Origin of the sequence: Variovorax gracilis (assembly GCF_030317115.1) — a bacterium.
Taxonomy (GTDB): Bacteria; Pseudomonadota; Gammaproteobacteria; order Burkholderiales; family Burkholderiaceae_C; genus Variovorax; species Variovorax gracilis.
This window is the reverse complement of record NZ_JASZYF010000001.1, coordinates 502,524-523,962: the sequence shown is the minus strand read 5'-3', so window position 1 is coordinate 523,962 and position 21,439 is coordinate 502,524. Positions and strand designations below refer to the sequence as shown.

20 protein-coding genes are annotated in these 21,439 nt (G+C 65.0%); 13 read left to right on the top strand and 7 right to left on the bottom strand.

Annotated features, from left to right (window positions below; translation table 11 throughout):
• Positions 1-2: 2 nt before the first annotated feature.
• The 8 genes from lpxB (at position 3) to QTH97_RS02485 (ending at position 8,994) form a co-directional block, all read left to right on the top strand.
• Positions 3-1,151, top strand: coding sequence for a lipid-A-disaccharide synthase (gene lpxB, locus QTH97_RS02520; protein WP_286566440.1), 1,149 nt, complete (start codon positions 3-5; stop codon positions 1,149-1,151).
• On the top strand, positions 1,123-1,824 hold the full coding sequence (gene rnhB / locus QTH97_RS02515; RefSeq protein ID WP_286566439.1) for a ribonuclease HII: 702 nt from the start codon (positions 1,123-1,125) through the stop codon (positions 1,822-1,824). Before lpxB ends, rnhB begins: the two co-directional genes overlap by 29 nt.
• Positions 1,821-2,600: a TrmH family RNA methyltransferase gene (locus QTH97_RS02510; RefSeq protein ID WP_286566437.1), complete on the top strand. Its 780-nt coding sequence runs from the start codon at positions 1,821-1,823 to the stop codon at positions 2,598-2,600. The genes rnhB and QTH97_RS02510 overlap by 4 nt, the downstream gene beginning before the upstream one ends.
• A 136-nt stretch (positions 2,601-2,736) precedes the next feature.
• Entirely contained in the window at positions 2,737-3,921 is a 1,185-nt protein-coding gene (gene carA, locus QTH97_RS02505; RefSeq protein WP_286566435.1) for a glutamine-hydrolyzing carbamoyl-phosphate synthase small subunit, read from the top strand.
• Positions 3,914-7,141 carry a carbamoyl-phosphate synthase large subunit gene (gene carB / locus QTH97_RS02500; RefSeq protein ID WP_286566433.1) on the top strand — a complete coding sequence of 1,076 codons (3,228 nt, stop codon included), beginning with the start codon at positions 3,914-3,916 and terminating at the stop codon, positions 7,139-7,141. Before carA ends, carB begins: the two co-directional genes overlap by 8 nt.
• 15 nt (positions 7,142-7,156) lie before the next feature.
• A complete protein-coding gene (kdoO, locus tag QTH97_RS02495) occupies positions 7,157-8,026 on the top strand; it encodes a Kdo hydroxylase KdoO (RefSeq protein WP_286566432.1) in 870 nt (289 codons plus the stop codon).
• 64 nt (positions 8,027-8,090) lie between these two features.
• Positions 8,091-8,567: a transcription elongation factor GreA gene (gene greA / locus QTH97_RS02490; RefSeq protein WP_286566431.1), complete on the top strand. Its 477-nt coding sequence runs from the start codon at positions 8,091-8,093 to the stop codon at positions 8,565-8,567.
• Between the two features lie 13 nt (positions 8,568-8,580).
• Positions 8,581-8,994 carry a DUF4149 domain-containing protein gene (locus QTH97_RS02485; RefSeq protein ID WP_286566430.1) on the top strand — a complete coding sequence of 138 codons (414 nt, stop codon included), beginning with the start codon at positions 8,581-8,583 and terminating at the stop codon, positions 8,992-8,994.
• On the opposite strand, the gene QTH97_RS02480 is transcribed toward QTH97_RS02485, so the two are convergent.
• Together QTH97_RS02480 and QTH97_RS02475 are read right to left on the bottom strand one after the other, a co-directional pair.
• A complete protein-coding gene (locus QTH97_RS02480) occupies positions 8,995-9,762 on the bottom strand; it encodes a glycosyltransferase (RefSeq protein ID WP_286566429.1) in 768 nt (255 codons plus the stop codon). It lies immediately after the preceding gene.
• A gap of 2 nt (positions 9,763-9,764) precedes the next feature.
• Positions 9,765-10,244, bottom strand: coding sequence for a YhbY family RNA-binding protein (locus tag QTH97_RS02475; RefSeq protein ID WP_286566427.1), 480 nt, complete (start codon positions 10,242-10,244; stop codon positions 9,765-9,767).
• Between the two features lie 20 nt (positions 10,245-10,264).
• Here QTH97_RS02475 and QTH97_RS02470 point away from each other — a divergent pair, with 20 nt between their 5' ends.
• From QTH97_RS02470 to QTH97_RS02450, 5 genes are all read left to right on the top strand, one after another.
• A complete protein-coding gene (locus QTH97_RS02470; protein ID WP_286566425.1) occupies positions 10,265-10,933 on the top strand; it encodes an RlmE family RNA methyltransferase in 669 nt (222 codons plus the stop codon).
• Positions 10,934-11,099: 166 nt separating this feature from the next.
• Positions 11,100-13,019: an ATP-dependent zinc metalloprotease FtsH gene (gene ftsH / locus QTH97_RS02465; protein WP_286566424.1), complete on the top strand. Its 1,920-nt coding sequence runs from the start codon at positions 11,100-11,102 to the stop codon at positions 13,017-13,019.
• A gap of 58 nt (positions 13,020-13,077) precedes the next feature.
• Complete coding sequence (gene folP, locus QTH97_RS02460; protein WP_286566423.1) at positions 13,078-13,938, top strand: dihydropteroate synthase; 861 nt, start codon at positions 13,078-13,080, stop codon at positions 13,936-13,938.
• On the top strand, positions 13,935-15,269 hold the full coding sequence (gene glmM, locus QTH97_RS02455) for a phosphoglucosamine mutase (protein ID WP_286566422.1): 1,335 nt from the start codon (positions 13,935-13,937) through the stop codon (positions 15,267-15,269). The genes folP and glmM overlap by 4 nt, the downstream gene beginning before the upstream one ends.
• A 5-nt stretch (positions 15,270-15,274) precedes the next feature.
• Complete coding sequence (locus QTH97_RS02450; protein ID WP_286566421.1) at positions 15,275-15,754, top strand: GNAT family N-acetyltransferase; 480 nt, start codon at positions 15,275-15,277, stop codon at positions 15,752-15,754.
• A 128-nt stretch (positions 15,755-15,882) separates the two neighbouring features.
• Here QTH97_RS02450 and QTH97_RS02445 read toward each other — a convergent pair whose 3' ends face one another.
• From QTH97_RS02445 to QTH97_RS02425, 5 genes are read right to left on the bottom strand one after another with little or no spacing between them, the layout of a single operon-like run.
• Positions 15,883-17,154, bottom strand: coding sequence for an acyl-CoA dehydrogenase family protein (locus tag QTH97_RS02445; protein ID WP_286566419.1), 1,272 nt, complete (start codon positions 17,152-17,154; stop codon positions 15,883-15,885).
• 46 nt (positions 17,155-17,200) lie between these two features.
• Positions 17,201-18,289 carry a phosphotransferase gene (locus QTH97_RS02440; RefSeq protein WP_286566418.1) on the bottom strand — a complete coding sequence of 363 codons (1,089 nt, stop codon included), beginning with the start codon at positions 18,287-18,289 and terminating at the stop codon, positions 17,201-17,203.
• A 20-nt stretch (positions 18,290-18,309) separates the two neighbouring features.
• The gene (locus QTH97_RS02435) at positions 18,310-19,032 is read right to left on the bottom strand and encodes a Crp/Fnr family transcriptional regulator (RefSeq protein ID WP_286566417.1); all 723 of its coding nucleotides are present in this window, start codon (positions 19,030-19,032) and stop codon (positions 18,310-18,312) included.
• Positions 19,033-19,088: 56 nt separating this feature from the next.
• The gene (locus QTH97_RS02430) at positions 19,089-19,868 is read right to left on the bottom strand and encodes an oxepin-CoA hydrolase, alternative type (RefSeq protein WP_286566415.1); all 780 of its coding nucleotides are present in this window, start codon (positions 19,866-19,868) and stop codon (positions 19,089-19,091) included.
• Positions 19,869-19,877: 9 nt separating this feature from the next.
• On the bottom strand, positions 19,878-21,398 hold the full coding sequence (locus QTH97_RS02425; RefSeq protein WP_286566414.1) for a 3-hydroxyacyl-CoA dehydrogenase: 1,521 nt from the start codon (positions 21,396-21,398) through the stop codon (positions 19,878-19,880).
• Positions 21,399-21,439: the final 41 nt, after the last annotated feature.

Sequence of the window (21,439 nt, the reverse complement as noted above, 5' to 3'; positions counted from 1 at the left end):
CCATGTCTGAAACGCAGCGGCAGTTCTCGCTGGTCGCCGGCGAGGCTTCGGGCGACCTCCTCGCGGGATTGATGCTGGACGGGCTGCAGGCGCGCTGGCCCGGCATGAAAGCGGTCGGCATCGGCGGGCCCCAGATGCTTTCGCGCGGCTTCGAAAGCTGGTGGCCACAGGAGAAGCTTGCCGTGCGTGGCTACGTCGAGGTCCTGCGGCACTACGCGGAAATCGCAGGCATCCGGCGGCAACTGAAGGCGCGGCTTGTTCGCGAATCGCCGGACATCTTCATCGGGGTCGACGCACCTGATTTCAATCTCGACCTCGAAGCCGGGCTGCGAAGCCGAGGCATCAAGACTGCCCATTTTGTCTGTCCTTCGATCTGGGCTTGGCGTCCGGAGCGCGTCGAAAAGTTGAGGGCAGCGGCCGATCACGTGCTGTGCATCTTCCCCTTCGAACCCGAACTGCTGGCAAAACACGGCGTTGCAGCCAGCTATGTCGGCCATCCGCTGGCCAACGTGATCCCCATGGAACCGGACCAGGCCTCTGCCCGCGCATCGCTCGGCATTGGCGGCGACGCCAAGGTCGTGGCATTGCTCCCCGGCAGCCGGCGCTCCGAGGTGCGGCATATCGCTCCCAGGTTCTTTGCAGCGGCCGCACTGATGTTGAAGGCGCAGCCCTTGCTCCAGTTCATCGCGCCGGTGCTGCCCAACCTCCGCGCTGACGTGGAACAGGCGCTGCAGGCTGCCGGAATGACCGGGCGCGTGACGCTGCTCGATGGCCGTTCGCACGCCGCGCTGGCCGCCTGCGATGTCACCTTGATCGCCAGCGGCACTGCCACCCTGGAGGCTGCGCTCTTCAAGCGGCCTATGGTCATTTCGTATCACATGAATTCGCTGACCTGGAATCTGGTGATGCGCCACAAGCAGCTGCAGCCCTGGGTAGGTTTGCCAAACATCCTCTCCGGCGAGTTCGTCGTTCCCGAGGTACTCCAGGACGCGGCGACGCCCCAGGCGCTCGCCGACGCCACTCTGGAGTGGCTTGACGCTCCCGACAAGGTTCACGCCTTGCAACAACGTTTTTGTGCGCTGCATGCCGAATTGCTGCGCGATACGCCGACACTGTGCGCTGATGCGATCCAGAAAGTTCTTGAAGGCTGAACAGGCCACTCTCGTTTGGGACGCGCCCGGCCTGATGGCCGGAGTCGATGAGGCCGGTCGCGGTCCGCTGGCCGGGCCAGTCGTCGCCGCGGCCGTCATCCTGGACGACCAGCGGCCCATCCGGGGCCTTGCCGACTCGAAGACGCTGACGGCGCGCCAGCGCGAGCGTCTCAATGACCAGATCCTGGCCAAGGCCCTGTGCTGCTCGGTGGCGCAGGCGAGCGTCGAGGAAATCGACACCCACAACATTCTCCAGGCCACGCTGCTGGCGATGCGGCGCGCGGTCGAAGGCCTGCGCCTGAAGCCCGCCAAGGTGCTTGTCGACGGCAACCGGCTGCCGACGCTCGACGTGCTGGCGGAGGCCATCGTCAAAGGCGATGCCCGCGTCAAGGCGATTTCCGCGGCCTCGATCCTCGCGAAAGTGCACCGAGACAGGCTGTGCGAGCAGTTGCACGCCGAGTTTCCGCACTACGGCTTTGCCGGGCACAAGGGCTACGGCACGCCCGAGCACCTCGAAGCGCTGATGCGCCATGGCGCTTGCGTGCACCATCGCAAATCCTTCAGTCCTGTGGCGGCGGCTCTTTCAAGGATGGCGGGCGAGGCCGAATCCGCCATGCTGGCCGAATCCATGGTGATCCAGACGACCTCCATCGAGATGCGGATTTCACCGTGACTTCCGACGACGTCAGCCACGTCACATCCCGCGACAATCCGCTCCTCAAGGAGCTGCGCAAGCTGGCCCACGACCCGGGCGCGTACCGGAAGGCGGGCCGCGTCTGGCTCGAAGGCGACCACCTTTGCCGCGCTGCGCGCGAGCGGGGCGTGCGGCCGGCCGTCGCCGTCTTTGCCGAATCGCTTTGGCCTTCGGCGCGCCATGAATGGGCCGACGCGGCAGCCAAGACGGTCGTGCTGCAGGATTCCTTGCTGGCCGGTGTCAGCGGCCTGGAATCGCCGGCGCCCATGGGTTTCGTGCTGGATCTGCCCCCGCGCCCCGCGGTCGAACCAGGGGCGCCGACCGTCGTCCTCGATCGCCTGCAGGATGCAGGCAATGTGGGCTCGATCCTTCGCAGCGCCGCGGCGTTCGGTTTCACCCAGGTCATCGCCATCAAGGGCACGGCCGCGCTCTGGGCGCCCAAGGTGCTGCGGGCAGGCATGGGCGCCCATTTCGGGTTGCGGCTGATCGAGGGAGTGGAAATCGATGCGCTGGATGCCCTGTCCGTACCTTGGATCGCCACCAGCTCGCACCGCGGCGACTGGCTGCACCGAACCAGCCTCCCTCATCCCTGCGCCTGGCTGATGGGGCACGAAGGGCAGGGCGTTTCCGCCGCCCTGGAGGCGCGTGCGACCCGGCACGTGCGCATTGCACAGCCCGGCGGCGAGGAGTCGCTCAACGTCGCGGCGGCGGCGGCGATTTGCTTGCATGCAAGCGCGGCAGGGGTCGGCTCGTGAGCTGCTGCCGGCTATAATCAAGGGCTTTCCCGCTCACACCCCGCCCTCAGCGCACGCAAGCCAACTCCTCGACGAGAGTCGCAGCCCAAAGTCATATCTTGGGTCCGCTTTGGGCGTCATCCATCCGGAGATCCCAGTGCTTTTGTCTCTCAAGGGAAAATTCCCGCCCGCCATCCTGGCGCTTGCAGACGGCACGGTCTTTCTCGGCAACTCGATCGGCGCCACCGGCGTCACAACTGGTGAAGTGGTGTTCAACACCGCCATGACCGGTTACCAGGAAATCCTGACCGACCCGAGCTATTGCCAGCAGATCGTGACGCTCACGTACCCGCACATCGGCAACTACGGCGTCAACGAGGAAGACATCGAGGCCGACAAGGTCCATGCCGCGGGCCTGATCATCAAGGACCTGCCCCTCGTCGCGTCCAACTTCCGCAAGACCGCCACGCTGAACGAATACCTCGTGCGCGGCAAGACGGTCGCCATTGCCAACATCGACACCCGCAAGCTCACCCGTCACCTGCGCACCCAGGGTGCCCAGAACGGCTGCATCCTGGGGCTCGCCGAAGGTGAAAAGGTGACCCAGGCCATCATCGACAAGGCCGTGGCCGCCGCCAAGGCAGCGCCCAGCATGGCGGGCCTGGACCTCGCCAAGGTCGTGTCGGTCAAGGAAACCTACGAATGGACGCAGACCGAGTGGAAGCTCGGTTCTGGCTACGGCGTGCAGATCACGCCGAAATTCCACGTCGTGGCCTTCGACTACGGCGTCAAGAAGAACATCCTGCGCATGATCGCCCAGCGCGGCGCGCGCATCACGGTCGTGCCGGCGCAGACGCCGGCCGCCGACGTGCTCAAGCTGCGACCCGATGGCATCTTCCTCGCCAACGGCCCCGGTGACCCGGAGCCATGCGACTACGCGATCGAGGCCACCCGCCAGCTGATCGAAACGGGTATCCCGGTCTTCGGCATCTGCCTCGGCCATCAGATCATGGCGCTCGCCTCGGGCGCAAAGACCTTCAAGATGAAGTTCGGCCACCACGGCGCGAACCATCCCGTGAAGGATCTCGACAACGGCCGCGTGAGCATTACCAGCCAGAACCACGGCTTTGCCGTCGACGAAAAGACCTTGCCCGCCAACCTGCGGCCCACGCACATCAGCCTGTTCGACAACACGCTGCAGGGCCTGGCGCGCACCGACAAGCCGGCCTTCTGCTTCCAGGGCCACCCGGAAGCATCGCCCGGCCCGCACGACATCGGCTACCTGTTCGACCGCTTCACGGCACTCATGCAAAGTCACAAAGAAGGACAGAAGAATGCCTAAGCGCACAGACCTCAAGAGCATCCTCATCATTGGCGCCGGCCCGATCATCATCGGCCAGGCGTGCGAGTTCGACTACTCCGGCGTGCAAGCCTGCAAGGCGCTGCGCGAGGAGGGCTACAAGGTCATCCTGATCAACAGCAATCCCGCGACGATCATGACCGACCCGGCCACGGCCGACGTCATCTACATCGAGCCGATCACCTGGCCGACGGTCGAGAAGATCATCGCCAAGGAACGTCCCGACGCGATCCTGCCGACCATGGGCGGACAGACCGCGCTCAACTGCGCGCTCGACCTCTGGCGCAACGGCGTGCTCGACAAGTACAAGGTCGAACTCATCGGTGCGACGCCCGAAGCCATCGACAAGGCCGAGGACCGCCTGAAGTTCAAGGACGCCATGACCAAGATCGGCCTGGGCTCCGCGCGTTCAGGCATCGCCCATTCGCTCGACGAGGCCTGGGCGGTCCAGAAGACCGTGGGCTTCCCGGTGGTGATTCGCCCCAGCTTCACGCTGGGCGGCACCGGCGGCGGCATTGCCTACAACCCGGAAGAGTTCGAGACCATCTGCAAGCGCGGCCTGGAAGCCTCGCCGACCAACGAGCTGCTGATCGAAGAGTCGCTGCTCGGCTGGAAAGAGTACGAGATGGAAGTCGTGCGCGACAAGGCAGACAACTGCATCATCGTCTGCTCCATCGAAAACCTCGACCCGATGGGCGTGCACACCGGCGACTCGATCACCGTCGCACCCGCGCAGACGCTGTCGGACAAGGAATACCAGATCCTGCGGAACGCCTCGCTGGCGGTCCTGCGCGAGATCGGCGTGGACACGGGCGGATCGAACGTCCAGTTCTCCATCAATCCGAAGGATGGCCGCATGGTCGTCATCGAGATGAATCCACGCGTTTCGCGTTCGTCGGCACTGGCCTCCAAGGCCACCGGCTTCCCGATCGCGAAGGTTGCGGCCAAGCTGGCCGTCGGCTATACGCTGGACGAATTGCGCAACGAGATCACCGGCGGCGCAACGCCGGCGAGCTTCGAGCCCAGCATCGACTACGTGGTCACGAAGATCCCGCGTTTCGCCTTCGAGAAATTCCCGCAGGCCGATTCGCGGCTGACGACGCAGATGAAGTCGGTCGGCGAGGTCATGGCCATGGGGCGCACCTTCCAGGAGTCGTTCCAGAAAGCGCTGCGCGGCCTGGAAGTCGGCGTGGACGGCCTCAACGAGAAGACGCAGGACCGCGAAGTCCTCGAAAAGGAACTCGGCGAGCCCGGCCCGGACCGCATCTGGTATGTCGGCGACGCCTTCGCCATGGGCCTGAGCGTCGAAGAAGTCTTCGCGCTGACCAAGATCGACCCGTGGTTCCTGGTGCAGATCGAGGAGATCGTGAAGATCGAACTCGAACTCGAGACCAAGTCCCTCGACGACATCGACCGCGACACGCTGCTGGCGCTCAAGAAGAAGGGCTTCTCCGACCGCCGCCTCGCGCGCCAGTTGAAGACCACCGATACCGCGATCCGCGAGAAGCGCCGTGCGCTGGGCGTGCGCCCGGTCTACAAGCGCGTCGACACCTGTGCGGCCGAGTTCGCCACGAACACCGCCTACATGTACTCGACCTACGAAGACGAGTGCGAAGCCGAGCCGACCAACAAGAAGAAGATCATGGTGCTCGGCGGCGGTCCGAACCGCATCGGGCAGGGCATCGAGTTCGACTATTGCTGCGTGCATGCCGCGCTCGCGATGCGCGAGGACGGCTACGAGACCATCATGGTCAACTGCAATCCCGAAACGGTCTCGACCGACTACGACACCAGCGATCGCCTGTATTTCGAGCCGCTCACGCTCGAAGACGTGCTCGAGATCGTCGACAAGGAAAAGCCGACCGGCGTGATCGTGCAGTACGGCGGCCAGACGCCGCTCAAGCTCGCACTCGATCTGGAGGCGAATGGCGTGCCGATCATCGGCACCAGCCCCGACATGATCGACGCCGCCGAGGACCGCGAACGCTTCCAGAAGCTGCTGCATGAACTGAAGCTGCGCCAGCCGCCGAACGCGACCGCGCGCACCGAGTCCGAGGCGCTCGAAAAGGCGGCGGAGCTGGGCTATCCGCTGGTGGTGCGCCCGAGCTACGTGCTGGGCGGTCGCGCGATGGAGATCGTGCACGAGCAGCGCGATCTGGAACGCTACATGCGCGAAGCGGTCAAGGTCAGCAACGATTCCCCGGTGCTGTTGGACCGCTTCCTGAACGACGCCGTCGAGTGCGATGTCGACTGCCTGCGCGACGCCGAGGGCAACACGCTCATCGGTGGCGTGATGGAGCACATCGAACAGGCCGGCGTGCACTCGGGCGACTCCGCCTGCTCGCTGCCGCCGTACAGCCTCAAGGCCGAGACGATCGCCGAACTCAAGCGCCAGAGTGCCGCGATGGCCAAGGCGCTGAACGTGGTCGGTCTCATGAACGTCCAGTTCGCGATCCAGGAGAAAGACGGCCAGGACGTGATCTATGTGCTCGAAGTGAACCCGCGTGCATCGCGCACGGTGCCCTACGTGAGCAAGGCGACGGGCATCCAGCTCGCCAAGGTGGCTGCGCGCTGCATGGCCGGCCAGTCGCTGACCTCGCAGGGCGTCACGAAGGAAGTCACGCCACCGTACTTCAGCGTCAAGGAAGCGGTGTTCCCGTTCGTCAAGTTCCCGGGCGTGGACACCATCCTCGGCCCGGAAATGAAGTCGACCGGCGAAGTGATGGGTGTGGGCAAGACCTTCGGCGAAGCCTTCGTGAAGTCGCAGTTGGGCGCGGGCACGCACTTGCCGAAGTCCGGCCGCGTCTTCATCTCGGTGAAGAACAACGACAAGCCGCGCGCGGTAGAAGTGGCGCGCGGTCTGGCAGCCCTGGGCTTCGAGTTGATCGCGACCAAAGGCACCGCGGCGTCGATCCAGGCTGCCGGGATTGCCTGCGCCGTGGTCAACAAGGTCACCGAAGGCCGTCCGCACATCGTCGACATGATCAAGAACAACGAGATTGCGCTGGTCATCAACACGGTGGAAGAACGTCGCAACGCCATCGCCGATTCGCGCCAGATCCGAACCTCGGCACTGCTGGCCCGCGTGACGACCTTCACGACGATCTTCGGCGCCGAAGCGGCCGTCGAGGGCATGCGTCACATGAACGAGCTCGACGTGATCTCGATCCAGGAAATGCACGCGCAACTCGCGCTGGCCTGACGGCACGAGGGTCCCATGGAATCGCAGCTCGTCGAACTCGACCTGGCCGACTGGGGCGGCGCCGTGCCGAACGAGGCATGGATCGCCGCGCTGGAGGCCGGCAAGGTGCTGTACTTTCCGCGCCTCGCCTTCGAACTGCTGCCGGAGGAGAGGGCCTTGCTGACACCGGCGGTGTTGTCGCCCGACGTCCGCAATATCAGCCTGGACGCGAATGGGCGCATCAAGGGTGTGGCAGGGGACGACGACCGGCAGCGCGCCGTCGCGGCGATGGTCGGGCGCTTCCGCGCGCAGGCTCAGGAGTTGATCCATGGCCTGCTACCGCACTACACGCCGGCACTGAGGCTGGCGCCGACCAGCTACCGGCCGGCGCAGGTCGAGACCCGCGTCCAGTCCTGGCGGGCCGACGACCGGCGCCTGCATGTCGACGCCTTTCCTTCGCGGCCCAACTACGGCGAGCGGATCCTGCGCGTCTTCACCAATGCCAACCCCGAAGGGGCGCCGCGCGTGTGGCGCGTCGGCGAGCCATTCGAGACCGTCGCGCGGCGCTTTTTGCCCCGCGCCAAGCCGTATTCGCGCTGGCAGGCGCGCATGCTGCGGGCGCTCCGCGTTACCAAGTCGCTGCGCAGCGAGTACGACCATCTCATGCTGCAGTTGCACGATGGCATGAAATCGGACCTGGACTACCAGAAGAACGCGGACCAGCAAACCGTGGCGTTCCCGGCCGGGTCGGTGTGGGTCTGCTTTTCCGACCAGACTTCGCACGCCGTCATGTCCGGCCAGTACATGCTCGAGCAGACCCTGCACCTGCCCGCTGCGAGGCAATACAATCCCGATTCGAGCCCGCTCGCCATCCTGAGCCGGCTGACCGGACGCAATCTCGTCTGATCCTTTCTCTCCCATCGACCGCCGAACGGCAGCGTTCGGCGGTTTCGCTTTCTGGAGCAACAACGTGGCCACCATTCCCATCACCAAGCGTGGCGCAGAAAAGCTGCGCGAAGAACTTCAACGACTCAAGACGGTCGACCGCCCGTGGGTCATCAACTCGATCGCCGAAGCCCGCGCGCAGGGCGATTTGAGCGAAAACGCAGAGTACGAAGCAGCCAAGGATCGCCAGGGCTTCATCGAAGGGCGTATCCAGGACATCGAGGGCAAGCTCTCGGCGGCGCAGATCATCGATCCGGCCGCGCTCGATGCGGGCGGCAAGGTCGTGTTCGGATCCACGGTCGAACTCGAGGACGAGAAGACGGGCGAAGCCGTCAAATACCAGATCGTCGGCGAAGATGAAGCCGACTTGAAGCTGGGGCTGATCAACGTCTCCAGCCCGATCGCGCGCGCGCTGATCGGCAAGGAAGAGGGCGATACCGCCGAAGTGCAGGCGCCGGGCGGCATCAAGCGCTTCGAGATCGTCGCTGTGAGCTATCTCTGATCCGGCAGGCGCATTGAAGAACCGCATCGCTCTGCTTCTCGCTGCCCTCTGGTGGGGCAGCCTGACGACGATCGGATTCCTCGTGGTGCCGATGCTTTTCGCCCGGCTGGGCAATCCGGCGGTCGCCGGCAACTTCGCCGGGCAACTGTTCGCGGCGCAGACCTGGGTGGCGCTTGGGTGCGGTCTGGTGCTTCTGGTTCACTTCCGCGCACAAGGAGGAGACCGGGTCGAAGGGCCGGCTCGGACGGCGATCTTCCTGATCATCACGGCGCTGTTGCTGGCGCTGCTGCAGCAATATGCCGTCTCGCCGCGCATCCTGGCGCGCGAGAACCTCAGGCTATGGCACTCGCTCGGGAGCGCGATGTACCTCGGCCAGTGGGTGTGCGCCGGTGTCCTGCTCTGGCGAATGGGACGCCGCCAGGCCTGATCAGGCCTTCCAGAACTGCGTGATCCAGCGCGCCGGGCGGATGAACCGGAAGCGCCGGTTGCGCCGCCCCGCCAGCGCGTCGGGCGGGTTGCATTCCCCGTGGAACACCATGATCTTCGCGCCTTCCGGCACAAAGGGCTCGCGCCAGTAGTTGGTCGGCCAGGTCGGAATCCCGTGGTACTTGAAGCTTGGACACCATGCCTCGGGCCAGTAGGCGAGCGTGCCTTTGCGGAACATGAAATCCGAGAGGTAGGTCTGCTCGTTGCGGAACTCGGCTTGAACGGCGTCCATGTTCTGGCGGAAATGCGCAAGCACGTCAGGATGTGCACCCAGTTCAAAACGGTACACCGACGAGTTGCCGGTGATGCGCCGACGACGCCAGGGGCGCTCGTAGTCGTGAATGATCAGGAATTCGCCCGGGTACTCGAAGAATTCGTCCAGATTGCCGACCACCACCACATCGAGGTCGACGAAGAGCGCCGTGCCTCGCAGTCCATGAAGATCCTGCTCGAAGGTGGTCAGCTTCTTCCATGCCCGGTCGACCTGTCCCGGAGCGAGTTCCAGGTTCAGCGGGGGGATCGGAAAGCATTCCACTTCGCTGCGGATGCCCTTGCTGTCATCGGTCAGGCACACGAACTTGAAGTCGCCGCTCAGATGGCGGCGGACCATGGCGTAAAGGCGATTGACATAGTCGGGCCCGTATTTCGTGCCCCACTTCATGCACAGGATGTGCCGCTGCTGCGGTCGGGCCGCTGTCTCGCTCGGCATCCTCAGTCCGCCTGACGCCGCTTCTTCACCGACAGCGGCTTGCGGGCCTTGGCGCGCTTGATCGTGCCGCCAGGCGTGAGGCGCTGGTTGCCGAGAACGCGCAAGGTCTTGATTTCGGGGCGTTGACCGGCACGCTTGCTGTACTTGATGACCTTGACATCACGTGGACCGGGCATGCGGTCTTCGTCGATTTCCCGTTCCTTTTCGGGAATGGGCCGCCAGAGTACGAGCAACTTGCCGATGTGCTGGATCGGCGCTGCGTCCAGTTCGTCGGCCAGTGTCTGAAGCATGGCTTCGCGGGCAGTCCGGTCGTCGGAAAACACGCGCACCTTGATCAGGCCATGGGCCTTGAGCGCGGCGTCGGCTTCCTTCTTGACGGCCGGCGTCAGCCCGTCGCCGCCGATCATGACGATCGGGTCCAGATGGTGCGCTTCGGAGCGGTGCACCTTGCGCTGCGCAGGGGTAAGTTGAATGGCGGGCATCCCCGTATTATCGAGCGTCAATGAATCCCAAACCGAAAAGCAAGAAGGTCAACAAGGCGTGGCTGCACGATCACATCAATGACCCGTACGTCAAACTCGCCACGCGGGAGGGTTATCGGGCGCGGGCCGCCTACAAACTGAAGGAAATCGACGAGACGCTGGGGCTGATCAAGCCCGGCCACCTGGTCGTCGACCTCGGCTCCACGCCCGGTGCCTGGAGCCAGTACGTCCGTCGCCGCATGTCGCCCGACGGTGCGGCCGCGGGAGAGTTGGCCGGAACCATCATCGCGCTCGACATCCTGCCCATGGAGCCGATCGAAGGCGTGACCTTCCTCCAGGGCGACTTCCGCGAAGCCGACGTGCTGGAGCGGTTGACCCAGGTGATGGATGGCCGTCTGGCCGATGTGGTCGTGTCGGACATGGCGCCGAACCTGTCCGGCATCGCATCCGCGGATGCCGCCCGCGTCTCGCACCTGATCGAGCTTGCGATCGACTTCGCGCACCACCACATGAAGCCCGAAGGCGCGCTGGTCGCCAAGCTGTTCCACGGCAGCGGCTACAGCGAACTGACGAAGCTCTTCAAGGACAATTTCCGCATCGTGAAGCCAATCAAACCCAAGGCTTCCCGCGACAAATCGTCCGAAACCTTCATGGTGGGCATCGGCCTCAAGGCAGCGGATACGAATTGATACCCGGATGCATCCCTCACGATTGCGCCTAAAACCGCTTGCACCCTGTGGCTGCTATAGGGAAATCAGGGTGTTTCGCGGGTTGAAAAGCCTAAAATAGCCGCCAATTGCGTGCCCACAGCGCGTTTTTGTTTTTCGTACCACGCGCTTTCGACTGGAGCTTCGTTTGAACAATCAGTGGTTTTCCAAAGTTGCCGTCTGGCTCGTCATTGCGATGGTGTTGTTCACTGTGTTCAAGCAGTTCGACACCCGCGGCGTCGCCGGCGCAGGCAACATCGGCTATTCCGACTTCCTCGAGGAAGTTCGCAACAACCGCATCAAGAGCGCCACGATCCAGGAAGGCCAGGGCGGCAGCGAGATCGTCGCCATCACCAATGACGACCGCAAGATCCGGACGACGGCCACCTACCTCGACCGCGGCCTGGTCGGCGACCTGATCGCCAACAACGTCAAGTTCGATGTCAAGCCGCGCGAAGAGGGCTCGCTCCTCATGACGCTGCTCGTGAGCTGGGGACCGATGCTGCTCCTGATTGGAGTCTGGGTCTACTTCATGCGGCAGATGCAGGGCGGCGGCAAGGGCGGCGCCTTCAGCTTCGGCAAGAGCAAGGCCCGCATGCTCGACGAGAACAACAACCAGGTCACGTTCGCCGACGTCGCGGGCTGCGACGAGGCCAAGGAAGAAGTCAAGGAAGTCGTCGACTTCCTGAAGGACCCGGCCAAGTTCCAGAAGCTCGGCGGCCGCATTCCGCGCGGCCTGCTGCTGGTCGGCCCTCCCGGCACCGGCAAGACCTTGCTCGCCAAGAGCATCGCCGGCGAGGCCAAGGTTCCTTTCTTCTCGATCTCCGGCTCCGACTTCGTCGAAATGTTCGTCGGCGTGGGTGCTGCCCGTGTGCGCGACATGTTCGAGAACGCCAAGAAGAACGCTCCCTGCATCATCTTCATCGATGAAATCGATGCGGTCGGCCGTCAGCGTGGCGCTGGCCTCGGCGGCGGCAATGATGAGCGCGAGCAGACCTTGAACCAGATGCTGGTCGAGATGGACGGTTTCGAAACCAACCTCGGCGTGATCGTGGTGGCCGCGACCAACCGTCCGGACATCCTCGACGCCGCACTGCTGCGCCCGGGACGTTTCGACCGCCAGGTGTACGTGACGCTGCCGGACATCCGCGGCCGCGAGCAGATCCTCAACGTCCACATGCGCAAGGTGCCGCTGGGCCAGGACGTGAATCCGAGCATCATCGCGCGCGGCACGCCGGGCATGTCGGGCGCCGACCTGGCCAACCTGTGCAACGAAGCTGCGCTGATGGCGGCGCGCCGCAATGCGCGCGTCGTCGAGATGCAGGACTTCGAGAAGGCCAAGGACAAGATCTTCATGGGCCCCGAGCGCAAGAGCATGGTGATGCCCGAGGAAGAGCGCCGCAACACGGCCTACCACGAGTCTGGCCACGCGCTCATCGGCAAGTTGCTGCCCAAGTGCGATCCGGTTCACAAGGTGACGATCATTCCGCGCGGCCGCGCCCTTGGCGTGACCATGAGCCTCCCCGCGCAGGACCGCTACAGCTACGACCGCGAGTACATGCTGAACCAGATCAGCATGCTGTTCGGCGGCCGCATCGCCGAAGAGGTGTTCATGCACCAGATGACCACCGGCGCCAGCAATGACTTCGAACGTGCCACGCAGATCGCCCGCGACATGGTGATGCGCTACGGCATGACCGAATCACTGGGGCCGATGGTGTATGCCGAGAACGAAGGCGAGGTGTTCCTGGGCCGTTCGGTCACCAAGACCACCAACATGAGCGAGTCGACCATGCAGAAGGTCGATGCCGAGGTGCGCCGCATCATCGACGAGCAGTACGCCCTGGCGCGCCGCCTGATCGAGGAGAACAGCGACAAGATGCATGCGATGGCCAAGGCCTTGCTCGAATGGGAAACCATCGACACCGAGCAGCTCGACGACATCATGGCCGGTCGCGCACCGCGTCCGCCCAAGGATTGGACGCCGCGCATTCCGCCATCGGGCAGCGGCGGTGGCAGTGGCGGTACGCCGGCGGTGAATCCCGATCCGGCGCCGACCGCGGCCTGAGCATGGCGCTTTGGCAATCAACGGGGCCTCTGGCCCCGTTTTTTCGTGGGGGTGAGCCATGACGGCGGTCTGGCGCACCGCGCGCTTTGCCATCGACCTGGCAGAGCCGCGGGTGATGGGCATCGTCAACGTCACGCCCGATTCGTTCTCTGATGGAGGAGAACACGCATCGACCGAAGCCGCCGTGCGTCATTGCGCCCAGTTGATCGACGAGGGCGCGGACATCCTGGACATCGGCGGGGAGTCGACGCGACCGGGCAGCCCGGCCGTACCGCTCGAAGCCGAGCTGGCGCGGGTGCTGCCGGTGGTGCGCGAGGCGGTGAAGCTTCAGGTGCCCGTCTCCGTCGACACCTACAAGCCCGAAGTGATGCGCGCGGTGCTGGACCTCGGCGCGGACATCGTCAACGACGTCTGGGCGTTGCGCCAGCCGGGTGCCTTGGAGGCGGTCGCTGCCCATCCGGCGTGCGGCGTCTGCCTGATGCACATGCACCGCGATCCCCAGACCATGCAGACGGCCCCCATGCAGGGGGATGTAGTCCCGGCGGTGCGCGCATTCCTCGAAGCGCACGCAAGGGCGCTGCTGGCGCTTGGCGTCGATGCTTCCCGCATCGTGCTCGACCCAGGCATTGGCTTCGGCAAGACCGTGGAACAGAATTTCGACTTGCTCGCGCGCCAGCGCGAGTTGCTGGCCTCGGGCTGGCCTGTGCTCGCCGGGTGGTCACGCAAGTCTTCGCTGGGCGCGGTCACCGGCATCGAGGCGGCTGGCCAACGGATGGTGCCGAGCGTGGCTGCGGCTGTACTCGCCGTCGAGCAGGGCGCGACGATCCTGCGCGTGCATGATGTGCGCGAAACCGTTGCCGCGTTGGCGGTATGGCGCGCGATGAAACGACAACAACAGGGAAAGGTATCAATTCAATGACAAGAGAATATTTCGGCACCGACGGCATTCGCGGAACGGTCGGGCAGCCGCCGATCACACCCGATTTCGTGCTGCGCCTCGCGCATGCCGTGGGCCGTGTGCTCAAGAAGACCGAGTCGCGCCCGACCGTGCTGATCGGCAAGGACACACGCATTTCCGGCTACATGCTCGAATCGGCGCTGGAATCGGGCTTCAACTCCGCTGGCGTGGACGTCGTGCTGCTCGGGCCGTTGCCGACACCCGGCGTGGCCTATCTCACGCGCGCACAGCGTGCGAGCCTGGGCGTCGTGATCAGTGCGAGCCACAACGCGTATCCGGACAACGGGATCAAGTTCTTCAGCGCCCAGGGCACCAAGCTCAGCGATGAGTGGGAGCTGGCCGTCGAAGCCGTCCTTAAGGAGCCGCCCGTGTGGGTCGACTCCAAGACCCTGGGCAAGGCGCGGCGCCTCAACGATGCACCGGGACGCTATATTGAGTTCTGCAAGAGTACCTTCGCCAACGACCTGACCCTGCGCGGGCACAAGCTCGTCATCGATGCGGCGCACGGTGCGGCCTACCAGGTGGCGCCGTCCGTGTTCCATGAATTGGGCGCGGAGGTAACGAGCATCGGTTGTGCGCCCGACGGCCTCAACATCAACAAGGGTTTCGGCGCCACCCATCCGCAGGCGCTGATCGATGCCGTCAAGGCACAGGGTGCCGAGTACGGCATTGCACTCGACGGCGACGCCGATCGGCTGCAACTCGTCGATGCCAGCGGGCGCCTGTTCAATGGCGACGAGCTTCTGTACCTGATGGCGATGGAGCGCATCGCTCGCGGCGAGAAGCCTGCGGGTGTCGTCGGCACTCTGATGACCAACAAGGCCGTCGAGATGGCACTGAAGGGTCAGGGCATCGATTTCGTGCGCGCCAAGGTCGGCGATCGCTACGTGCTGGAAGAGCTCGAGAAGCGCCGTTGGCTGCTGGGCGGAGAGGGCTCGGGCCACCTGCTCGCTCTCGATCGCCACACGACGGGGGACGGCATCGTGAGCGCGTTGCAGGTGCTGCAAGCTTGCGTGCGAAGCGGCAGAAGCGTGGCTGAACTGCTGGACGGGGTGACGCTGTTTCCTCAAACGCTCATTAACGTGCGTCTCGCCGACGGACAGGACTGGAAATCCAACGCCTCGCTGGCTGCCGAGACGCAGCGCGCAGAGGCTGAGCTGGGTGATGGTGGGCGCGTGTTGATTCGCGCAAGCGGCACCGAGCCATTGCTGCGCGTCATGGTCGAGGCGCGCGACGCGGCGCAAGCCGAAGCTTGCGCGCAGCGTCTGGTGGCGGCCGTCCAGGAGGGTTGAGCGCGATGGTCGATATCGTGATGGCGGACTATCGCAATCCCGCACATGCACGCGCGTTGGTTGGCTTGCTGGACGCCTACGCGCGCGATCCCGCGGGCGGAGGCTCTCCGCTTTCAGCCGAGGCGATGGCGGGATTGCCCGAGGCGCTCGCCGTGCGGCCGCAAGCCTTCAGCGTCCTTGCGTACGACGGCGAGCAGCCCGTCGGGCTGGTCAATTGCATCGAGGGCTTCTCGACCTTCGCCTGCAAGCCGCTCGTCAACGTCCACGACGTCGTCGTCCTGGCCAGTCATCGCGGCCAGCGGCTGACGCAGCGCATGCTGTCCCGCGTGGAGTCCGAGGCGCGCGCCAGAGGCGCTTGCAAGCTCACGCTCGAAGTGCTGTCAGGCAACCGGAGTGCGCTGCGGGCTTACGAGCGCGAAGGCTTCGCCAACTACCAGCTCGACCCGGCCTTCGGTTCAGCCATGTTCCTGCAAAAGAAGCTCTGACGCGGTGCCATTGGTCGGCGAAGGCTGGCCCGTTGGCGAAACACCGCGAATCCGTCTCGGCCGATCCGCCGGAGTTGCCCCCGGGGGCGGGCGCCCGGCACGAAGTGCGGGCAACCTGGGGGCGAGCTTCAGAACCGGGTGACAGGCATCGGCTCGTCGCCCTTGCTCGGCGCGTACTTGCCCAGCTCCCACTTCGCGATCGCATTGCGATGCACTTCGTCCGGGCCATCCGCAAAACGCAGCGTGCGAGCGCCGGCGTAGGCATAGGCCAGCGGGAAGTCATCGCACATGCCGCCGCCGCCGTGCACCTGCATGGCCCAGTCGATCACCTGGCAAGCCATGCTCGGTGCGACAACCTTGATCATCGCGATCTCGGTCTTGGCGACCTTGTTTCCGGCCACGTCCATCAGCCATGCGGCCTTGAGCGTCAGCAGGCGCGCCATGTCGATCTTGCAGCGCGCTTCGGCGATGCGTTCCTGCGTCACGGTCTGCGATGCGACGGTCTTCCCGAAGGCCACGCGCGAGGAGGCGCGCTTGCACATCAGTTCGAGCGCGCGTTCCGCCAGGCCGATCAGGCGCATGCAGTGGTGGATGCGTCCCGGGCCGAGGCGGCCCTGGGCGATCTCGAAGCCGCGGCCTTCGCCCAGGAGGATGTTGCCGACCGGCACGCGGACGTTCTCGAAGTACATCTCGACGTGGCCATGCGGCGCATCGTCATACCCCATCACGTTGAGCGGCCGCACGATGCGGATGCCCTTGGCGTCGGCCGGCACGATGACCATGCTCTGCTGGGAGTGGCGGGGCGCGTCGGGTTCCGACTTGCCCATGGTGATGAAGACCTTGCAGCGCGGGTCGGCCGCGCCGGAGATCCACCACTTGCGGCCGTTGATCACGTACTCGTCACCCTGACGTTCGATGCGGGTCGAGATGTTGGTCGCATCGCTGGAAGCCACGTCGGGTTCGGTCATCGCGAAGGCCGATCGGATTTCCCCTTCGAGGAGCGGCTTGAGCCAGCGCGCCTTGATCTCGTCGGAGCCGTAGCGTGCGATGGTTTCCATGTTGCCGGTGTCGGGCGCCGAGCAGTTGAAGGCCTCGCTGGCCCATGGCACCCGCCCCATGATCTCGGCCAACGGCGCGTATTCCTGGTTGGTGAGGCCGGCGCCTTCGTAGCCCGATGCGGCAGCGCTGTCGACCGGCAGGAACAGGTTCCACAGACCCTGGGCCTTGGCCTTGGCCTTGAGCTTCTCGACCGTATCGAGCGCTGTCCAGCGCTTGCCGGCGGCAGTGTTCGCTGCCAGCTCGGCCGAGTACGCGGCCTCCGCGGGATAGATGTGGTCTTCCATGAAGGCGCTGACGCGCTTTTGAAGCTCTTTGGTTTTGGCCGAGTATTCGAAGTCCATGTCGTCTCCAGGTGGGTGGGATGTCAGGCGGCCGTTGCCGCGCCGTTCATGCTTTCTTGGCGAATTGCCAGGCCATTTCGGCCATCGGTCGCGCGCCGCGGCCAGAGGCCACGGCTTGCTCGCTCGATGCGGTGCCGGCCTCGACCCGCTTGGCAATGCCTTGCAGGATCGCCGCGATGCGGAACATGTTGTAGGCCAGGTAGAAGTTCCAGTCCGGCGCCAGCGCCTCGGGCGTCGTGAGGCCGGTGCGATCGCAGTAGCGCTGGATGTATTCGCTCTCCGTCGGGATGGAGAGGCTCTTCAGGTCAAGACCGCCGACGCCGCGCGACATCGCGTGCGGGATATGCCAGGCCATGCAGTGATAGCTGAAGTCCGCCAGCGGGTGGCCCAGCGTCGACAGCTCCCAGTCGAGCACGGCGATCGCGCGCGGCTCCGTGGCGTGGAACATCAGGTTGTCGAGGCGGAAGTCGCCGTGCACGATCGAGCTCATCTTCTCGTCGCGTGCGCTGGCCGGGATGTGGGCCGGCAGCCACTCCATCAGGCGATCCATTTCGGGGATGGGCTGCGTGATCGATGCGACGTACTGCTTGCTCCAGCGGCCGATCTGACGCTCGAAGTAGTTGCCGGGCTTGCCGTAGTCGGCGAGGCCGCGCTCGGCGAACTTCACCGTGTGCAGCGCCGCGATGACGCGGTTCATCTCGTCGTAGATGGCGGCGCGTCCGGCGTTGTCCATGCCGGGGAGGGATTGGTCCCACAGTACGCGGCCCGCCATGAATTCCATCACGTAGAAGGCGCGGCCGATCACGGCTTCGTCCTCGCACAGGCAGTACATCCGCGGTACCGGCACGTCGGTGCCGGCAAGCCCGCTCATGACCTTGAACTCCCGCTCGACCGCGTGCGCAGAAGGCAGCAGCTTGGCGACCGGTCCCGGCTTCGCGCGCATCACGTAGCTTTGCGACGGCGTGATGAGCTTGTAGGTCGGGTTGGACTGCCCGCCCTTGAACATCTCGACCGTGAGCGGCCCCTCGAACCCTTCAAGGTTCTTTTCGAGCCATGCGGTCAGCGCATCGATGTCGACGAGGTGCTGTTGGGAAACGGCACGCGTGCCGACGAAATTGTCGAAGTCCTGGGTCATGTCTCTCGATATCTCTGGATTTACTGGTCGTCGGCTTCCGAGATGCGCATCAGCGCGGCGCGGTCCAGCACGACCAGGCCGCCCGGCTCGATGCGGATCGCTTCCTCGCGCTCCATGGCCTTCAGTTCCTGGTTGACGCGCTGGCGCGATGCGCCGAGCAATTGGGCGAGCTCTTCCTGCGCGAGATGCAGGCCGATGCGCATCTGGCTGCCGTCCGCGAGGTTCGGCACGCCATAGCTGCGAACCAGGTGGATGAGTTGCTTGGCCAAGCGCGCGCGCAAGGGCAGGGTGTTGAGGTCCTCGACCAGCCCGAACAACTGGCGGATGCGCCGCGCCTGCAGGCGCATCAACGCTTCGTAGAGCTCGACGTGGTTCGCGAGGATCTTCTGGAAGTCCGCACGCGCCACGCAGAGGATCGTGGAGTCGCCATGCGCATACGCATCGTGCGTGCGCCGGTCCCCGTCGAACATCGCCACGTCGCCGAACCAGATGCCCGGCTCGACGTAGGTCAGCGTGACCTGCTTGCCCGACACGGCGGTCGAGCTCACCCGCACTGCGCCCTTTGCGCAGGCGATCCACTGCTCCGGCGGATCGCCGCGAGCGGCGATCAACTCGCCGTCCTTGTAGCGTTTGACGAAAGCACATCGGAGGATGTCGTGGCGCAGTGATGGGGAGAGAGAAGAAAACCAGCGACCACCGTTGATCGCTTCACGTTCTTCGATGGTAAGAATGGGGTCGTCCATGGACTGTCCTGTCGGTGACTGAAAAGCTGGGGGTTGTCGCGGGAGCGACGCGCCCGTCATTCGTAGCGCGGCGTCTGCTTCGAGAGGAATGCCGCGATGCCGATGCCCGCGTTGGCGTGATGCAGATTGCGCACGAAGTGATCGCGCTCCTGTGACAGCTGCGACACCAGGGTCGTGCCCCGCGCTTCACTGAGCAGTTCCTTGATGCTGGCCAGAGCGTTCGGCGCGCGCGCATTGAGCTTTCCGGCGAGAGCAAGTGCGGAGGCGAGGGCCTGCCCGCTTTCGGTGATCTCGTTGACCAGCCCCAGTGCGTGGAGGCGCGAGGCGTCCAGGCGTTCGCCGAGCATGAGCCATTCGCTGGCCAATTGGCGCGGCAGCGCCTGTCCGAGATGCCAGCTCAGCCCACCATCCGGCGAAAGCGCGACATTGCTGTACGAGGCAGCGAACACCGCATCGCGCGCCGAGACCACGAAGTCGCAGGCCAATGCCAGCGAGAAGCCCGCGCCGGCCGCCGCACCTTCGACCGCTGCGATGACGGGCTTCGGAAAGGTGCGGATCGAATCGACCCAGGTGTGCAGTGCCTCGATGCTCTCGGCCTGCACCGCGGGTTCGCGGTCCCGGTTGGCGGACAGGCGCTGCAGCGAGCCGCCGGCACAGAACCACTTGCCTTCGCCGACGAGGATCACGCTGCGGATCTCGTCGCTGTTCTCTGCGCCGTTTAGCGCCTCGATGCCCGCGGCATACATCTCGGGGCCCAGCGCATTGCGTTGCGAGGGATTGGAGAGGGTGAGCACCATCGTGCTGCCCTCGGTCGTGCTCTTCAGTTCTGCGGTCATGCGTGTCTCTTACTCTTCTTCATGGGTGAGGCTCAGGCCGAGGGCGCCGCGCCGGCGCAGCCAAGGGCTCGGGCGATAGCGAGGATCGCCGTAGACGGTCTGGAGGTTGAACAACACTTCGAGCATGTTGGTCGGGCCGTACAGATCGCCCATGGCCAACGGCCCTTGCGGATAGCCGAGCCCGAGGCGCACGGCCGTGTCGAGGTCGGCCGGCGAGCAGACGCCTTGCTGGCACATGTCGCAAGCGATGTTCACGATGGTGGCGACGACGCGCTGGGTGACGAAGCCGCCGCTGTCGCGGATCACGCTGACGGTCTTGCCGTCGCGGGCAAAGAGCGCATGCGCTGCATCGCGCACGTCGCGCCGGGTGGCGGGGTTGGTTGCAAGCACGCGGCGCTGGGTCGCCGCGTCGTCGACCATCATGTCGATACCGACCGTGCGCGTCGCGTCGAGCCGCTCGACCGCTGCCACGGTCGTCACGTCGAAGCCAAGCGGAGCGACCAGGATCAGCGCCGCGCTGGAAGGCGTCGCGCCGCTTTCGAGTTGGGCGCCCAGGGCATGGACGAGCCGCAGGAGTTCGGGCCGACGCGCCGCGCGCGGCGACACCCAGACCGACGGGATCGAATCGACTGTCGGCGCAGGCGGCTCTGGAGTCTGCTGCATCGTTCCGTCGGCATAGCGGTAGAAGCCTTCGCCTGTCTTGCGGCCCAATGCGCCGGCCGCCAGGCGCTGCGCCGTGATCACGCTGGGGCGATAGCGCGGCTCCTCGTAGTACTGGCGGTAGATCGACTCCATCACGGGATGCGACACGTCGAGCGCCGTCAGGTCGAGCAACTCGAACGGCCCGAGCCGAAAACCGGCCTGGTCCTTCAGGATGCGGTCGATCGTCGCGAAGTCTGCGACGCCTTCACCAGCGATGCGCAGCGCCTCGGTGCCGTAGCCGCGCCCTGCGTGGTTCACGATGAAGCCGGGCGTGTCCTTCGCCTGCACCGCGCTGTGGCCCATCTGGGTGGCATAGCCGGCGAGCCGCTTGCAGACCTGGGCGTCCGTCTTGAAGCCGGCAACGACCTCCACGACCTTCATCAGCGGCACGGGATTGAAGAAATGGAATCCCGCCATGCGCTCGGGATGCTTCATCGCTGCCGCGATGGCGGTGACTGACAGCGACGACGTGTTGGTGACGAGCGTGGCCGAGGGCGACACGATGTCCTCCAACTCCTTGAAGAGCTTGCGCTTGACCTCCAGGTCTTCGACCACGGCTTCGATCACCAGATCGCAGGCGGCGAGCGCCTGCATCGAATCGACCGCACGCACGCGTGAAGACAGCGCGTCGCGCTGTGCGGCGTCCAGCTTGCCTTTTTCGTGCTGCTTCCGCCATTGGGCGAGGACGGCATCGCGTCCACGCGCTGCCGCGCCATCGAAGCTGTCGAGCAGCAACACCTCGCTTCCGGCCTGCGCTGCGATCTGCGCGATGCCTCGTCCCATGGCGCCGGCGCCGATCACACCGATGTTGGAAAAATTCACAGTCATTTGATAATTGTCTCTCTCTGAAAGATCGCCTCTGACCCTCA

Excerpts from the sequence above, each read along its gene's own strand:
- lpxB (WP_286566440.1), top strand. The coding sequence starts at position 3 with ATGTCTGAAACGCAGCGGCAGTTCTCGCTGGTCGCCGGCGAGGCTTCG.
- QTH97_RS02445 (WP_286566419.1), bottom strand. The coding sequence starts at position 17,154 with ATGGACTTCGAATACTCGGCCAAAACCAAAGAGCTTCAAAAGCGCGTC.
- QTH97_RS02470 (WP_286566425.1), top strand. The coding sequence starts at position 10,265 with ATGAATCCCAAACCGAAAAGCAAGAAGGTCAACAAGGCGTGGCTGCAC.
- folP (WP_286566423.1), top strand. The coding sequence starts at position 13,078 with ATGACGGCGGTCTGGCGCACCGCGCGCTTTGCCATCGACCTGGCAGAG.
- rnhB (WP_286566439.1), top strand. The coding sequence starts at position 1,123 with ATGCGATCCAGAAAGTTCTTGAAGGCTGAACAGGCCACTCTCGTTTGG.
- glmM (WP_286566422.1), top strand. The coding sequence starts at position 13,935 with ATGACAAGAGAATATTTCGGCACCGACGGCATTCGCGGAACGGTCGGG.
- kdoO (WP_286566432.1), top strand. The coding sequence starts at position 7,157 with ATGGAATCGCAGCTCGTCGAACTCGACCTGGCCGACTGGGGCGGCGCC.
- QTH97_RS02430 (WP_286566415.1), bottom strand. The coding sequence starts at position 19,868 with ATGACCGCAGAACTGAAGAGCACGACCGAGGGCAGCACGATGGTGCTC.
- carB (WP_286566433.1), top strand. The coding sequence starts at position 3,914 with ATGCCTAAGCGCACAGACCTCAAGAGCATCCTCATCATTGGCGCCGGC.
- QTH97_RS02475 (WP_286566427.1), bottom strand. The coding sequence starts at position 10,244 with ATGCCCGCCATTCAACTTACCCCTGCGCAGCGCAAGGTGCACCGCTCC.
- QTH97_RS02435 (WP_286566417.1), bottom strand. The coding sequence starts at position 19,032 with ATGGACGACCCCATTCTTACCATCGAAGAACGTGAAGCGATCAACGGT.
- QTH97_RS02425 (WP_286566414.1), bottom strand. The coding sequence starts at position 21,398 with ATGACTGTGAATTTTTCCAACATCGGTGTGATCGGCGCCGGCGCCATG.
- QTH97_RS02440 (WP_286566418.1), bottom strand. The coding sequence starts at position 18,289 with ATGACCCAGGACTTCGACAATTTCGTCGGCACGCGTGCCGTTTCCCAA.
- QTH97_RS02450 (WP_286566421.1), top strand. The coding sequence starts at position 15,275 with ATGGTCGATATCGTGATGGCGGACTATCGCAATCCCGCACATGCACGC.
- QTH97_RS02480 (WP_286566429.1), bottom strand. The coding sequence starts at position 9,762 with ATGCCGAGCGAGACAGCGGCCCGACCGCAGCAGCGGCACATCCTGTGC.